General features: G+C 71.9%; 3 protein-coding genes. 2 read left to right on the top strand and 1 reads right to left on the bottom strand.

Annotation, left to right across the window (positions count from 1 at the left end; translation table 11 throughout):
- Nucleotides 1-69: 69 nt before the first annotated feature.
- Nucleotides 70-942 (bottom strand): DUF4231 domain-containing protein, encoded by an 873-nt coding sequence (locus ABZU52_RS32065; protein ID WP_354974662.1) that lies wholly within the window; start codon nt 940-942, stop codon nt 70-72.
- A gap of 422 nt (nt 943-1,364) precedes the next feature.
- Here ABZU52_RS32065 and ABZU52_RS32060 point away from each other — a divergent pair, with 422 nt between their 5' ends.
- Together ABZU52_RS32060 and ABZU52_RS32055 are read left to right on the top strand one after the other, a co-directional pair.
- Complete coding sequence (locus ABZU52_RS32060) at nt 1,365-2,777, top strand: FAD-dependent monooxygenase (protein WP_354974661.1); 1,413 nt, start codon at nt 1,365-1,367, stop codon at nt 2,775-2,777.
- A gap of 178 nt (nt 2,778-2,955) precedes the next feature.
- Nucleotides 2,956-3,993 carry an aminotransferase class V-fold PLP-dependent enzyme gene (locus ABZU52_RS32055; protein ID WP_354974660.1) on the top strand — a complete coding sequence of 346 codons (1,038 nt, stop codon included), beginning with the start codon at nt 2,956-2,958 and terminating at the stop codon, nt 3,991-3,993.
- Nucleotides 3,994-4,000 lie beyond the last annotated feature (7 nt).

Here is a 4,000-nt window from a genome sequence, read left to right as displayed (position 1 = left end):
GGCGGCGGGCGGTGGGCGGCGGGCGGTGGGCGGTGGGCGGTGGGCGGTGGGCGGCGGGCGGTGGCGGCGTCAGCGTCGGCGGGCCCGCCACATCGTGTGTTCCCTGGAAATCGCCGTCTCGGTGTCGTGCACGAACCGCGACAACTCCGCCTCGGAGCTGATCCGGGTGGACAGCGACCCCATGGCGGCAAGCTCCTGACTCGCCAGGGCATACGCGGTCGCCACCGAGCCGTGTTGCCGCGTCTGCGTCCAGGCCGCGCCGGCCGCGACCGCCGCCGCGGCCACTCCGAGCAGGTCGAGGTCGGTCAGCCCGGCGGCCCTCGACACAGCCAGGGTCACCCCGACGATCTCCAGCACGAGCATGCTGACCGACCAGCGGGTGGCCCGCGCCCGATTCGACAGTGATCGTTCGGCGTACCAGGCTCGCTGGGCCTCAAGTCGGCCGGCCAGGTACGCGGCACGGCGGTCCGAAAGGGAGGCGGCGCGCAGTGTCCGCATTCCTTCCGTGATTTGTTGCCCCGCCACCGCCGGAGCCGCCAGCCCGGCGGCCGACATGTCTCTGGTCAATCCCAACAGTCGGTTGGTGAATTCCTCGACGCTGTCCGAATCGCCCTGCGCCCGGGGAAAGGGATCCGCCGCGACGGAGAATCGCCACGTGAGCGACTTGATGGATTCGGAGAGGGCCCTACCGACGTACCACCGTTCGTTGGGGCGATTGGTGAGAAGGAAGACCTCGACGATCGAGGTGGCGGCGAACGCGCCCGCCGCGAGCGCCGGGCCCAGGGCGAAATCGTCAAGCTTCCAGGTGGCGACTCCCGCGACCGCGGCCAGCAGGAGCAGGGACAACCGCAGCGCGATCAGGGTTGCGTACACGCGCTGGCCGCGCTGCGACTCGTAGGACACGGCGCGCTGAAACGGGGGAAGATCCTCGGCCTTCAGCATGTCGTTGACCTCTCGACAGAACGTCCAGGGCATCCGCAGGGATAAACAGTCCGAACGCAGGCTGTGTAGACAGTAGACACCCCCGTCCACCCCACCCTCCCTCCCTCCCTCCCTCCCTCCCTCCCACCCTCGCCCCCGGTGATCAAGAGGTTTGCGTCACGACACACCGCGATGGATGACGCAAAGCTCTTGATCAACCAGGGTTAGGGCGGGGTTAGGGCGTCGGGGTTTTGGTGTAGGGGGCGCCGGACAGCGGCGTCGACGTGCTCGACTCGAACCCGGACAACGGCGCCGGTTGCACATCTGGCAGTGCACCGGCAACGCCAACCAGACGTGTCGGGCCAACTGAGCGCTGACGGCAGAGGCTGCGGTGGTTACGGTCGTGGATGCCGAAGTTTTCCGACCGTTCGAGGAGTGATCGCATGCCCGCCTCTCCGTCCCGGCTCTTCGCCGAGATAGCGACGGCCGAACCGCCCGCCGAGACCAGCGTGGTCATGCGACGGGCGGTGGTGGTCGGTGGCAGCATGGCCGGGTTGCTGGCGGCCCGGGTGTTGAGCGACCACGCCGAGGAAGTGCTGATCATCGAACGGGACCCGTCCGATGTCGACGCCGGTCCACGGCCGGGCGTGCCCCAGGGCAGCCAGGTGCACGCGCTGCTGCCCGCCGGTCAGGTCCAGCTGGAGCGCTGGTTTCCCGGCATCGCCGACGAGGCACTCGCGCTCGGCGCCCCGCCGCCGCCGCGCGACCCGAGCACGGCGAAGGTCTTCGTGAACGGCAGGTTGGGTCTGCCGCCCGCGGCCACCGGCACCGGGCCGGCGCTGATCACCACGCGTCCGTTCCTGGAGGCGCTGGTCCGACGGCGCACCCTCGCCGTCGACAACATCCGCATGGTGTACGGCCGGGCGGAGGGCCTGCTCTTCGACGAGCGGCGGGTCACCGGCGCCCGGTACCTGCCCGAGGGGGGCACCGAGCCCATCGTCGAAGCGGCGGACCTGGTGGTCGACGCGATGGGGCGGTCCAGCCGGCTGAGCGACTGGCTGGCCGAGCACGGTTGGCCGCGCCCGCCGATGCAGCGCATGCCGATCAAACTGAACTACGCCACGGCGCTCTTCAGACGCGACGAGAAGGTCAGCGACGCCTGGGTGGCGGTCTTCCACACCATGGCGGGCAAGGGGCGTACCGCCCGGATCGGTGGGATCAACTCGGTCGAGGGGGACCGCTGGATCATGCTGGTGGCCGGCTACGACGGGGACCGGCCCAGCCGCGACGTGGCCGACTTCACCGCCCGCTGCCGCGAGCACTATCCGCAGATGTTCGGCGACATCGCCGAGCACGGGGAGATGCTCGGCGGGGTGGTCACCTACCACCAGGCGGACAGTCGACGCCGCGACTTCCACAAGCTCGACCGCCTGCCCGCCGGGTTGGTCGCCGCCGGCGACGCGGTCGCGTCCTTCAACCCGGTGTACGGCCAGGGCATGACCTCCGCGGCGCTGCACGCCTCCTGCCTGTCGAAGTACCTGCGGTCCGTTCCGAAGCCGCACGACGAGCCAGCGCGGGCGTACTTCGACCAGGTCCGCGTGGTGGTCGACGCGGCCTGGCAGATCTCCACCACCGCCGACATCGAGCTGCCGCACGTCGACGGGCCCTACCCGCCCGGCTACCGGGTGACCAAGTGGTTCGGGGACCTGCTCTTCCGGGCGTCGCAGACCGATCCGGTGCTCAACGCCCGGCTGGGTCGGGTCACCACCATGCTCGATCACCCGGCTGCCCTGAGCCGCCCCGGCACCCTGTTCCGGGCCCTGCGGCTCGGTCTGCTGGGCAGTGCCCGGCGGTGATTGGTCGGCAAACCCGTCGCCGTCGCGCCCGCCGTCTCGCCGACAGTCTCGCCCGCGCCCGCCCGCACGTTGACCAAGCTGCGGGCGTCGCCCGGCCAGGGCTCCGTCCGGATCTGACAGGCCGCCGGTCGCCGATTGGCCGTGCCCGTCATGCGCCGCTCGGCCTAGCGTCGGGGGCATGGAGATCGAGCAGGCGCAGAAGCTGTGGCAGCCGGAGCCGGGTTGGTTGAACACCGCCAGCTACGGGTTGCCGCCGGAGCCGGCGTGGGCGGCGGTACAGGAGGCCCTCGCCGCCTGGCGGGTTGGTCGTACGTCGTGGGAGGGGTGGGGCGAGTCGACGCACCGGGCTCGGGTATCCCTCGCCGGCCTCATCGGCGTGCCGGCCGGTGACGTGGCGGTCGGTGCGGCCGTGTCCCAGCTCCTCGCGCCGGTCGCGGCGGCGCTGCCGGCCGGTGCCACGGTGGTGGTCCCCGAGGTCGAGTTCACCTCGAATCTCTTCCCCTGGCTGGTTCAGGAGGAGCGTGGCGTCAAGGTCCGCACGGTGCCGCTGGAGTCGCTGGTCGACGCCATCGACGCCGACACCGACCTGGTCGCGTTCAGCCTGGTCCAGTCGGCTGACGGGGCGGTCGCCGCGTACGACGAGATCGTGGCCGCGGCCCGCGCCCACGACGCGTTGGTGGCGGTGGACGCGACCCAGGCGTGCGGCTGGCTGCCGTTCGACGCCAGCCGGGCCGACGTGGTGGCGGTGGGCGGCTACAAGTGGCTGATGAATCCGCGCGGGACGGCGTACGCCTATCTGGCCCCCGCCCTGCGCGAGCGGCTGCGCCCCGACGCCGCCGGCTGGTACGCGGGCCGCGACCCGCACGCCTCCTACTACGGTCCGCCGCTGCGGCTGGCCGACGACGCCCGCCGGTTCGACATCTCACCGGCCTGGTTCAGCTGGGTCGGCGCGGCGCCCGCCCTGGAGGTGGTCGCCGAGATCGGCCCGTCGGCGATCGGGGCGCACAACGTGGCGCTGGCCAACCGGTTCCTGACCGGGCTGGGCCGGCCACCGGGGGAGAGCGCCATCGTCAGCGTGGACGTGCCCGACGCGGAGCAGCGCCTCGCGGCGGCCGGCATCCGGGCGGCGGTGCGCGCCGGACGGGTCCGGGCCTCGTTCCACATCTACTCCACGGAGGCCGACGTGGACGCCGCGCTGACGGCGTTGACCGGCTGAACTCGGC

Origin of the sequence: Micromonospora sp. NPDC005220 (assembly GCF_040607895.1) — a bacterium.
GTDB lineage: Bacteria > Actinomycetota > Actinomycetes > Mycobacteriales > Micromonosporaceae > Micromonospora.
The sequence above is the reverse complement of the archived record's forward strand: the minus strand, read 5'-3'. Positions and strand labels throughout refer to the sequence as shown.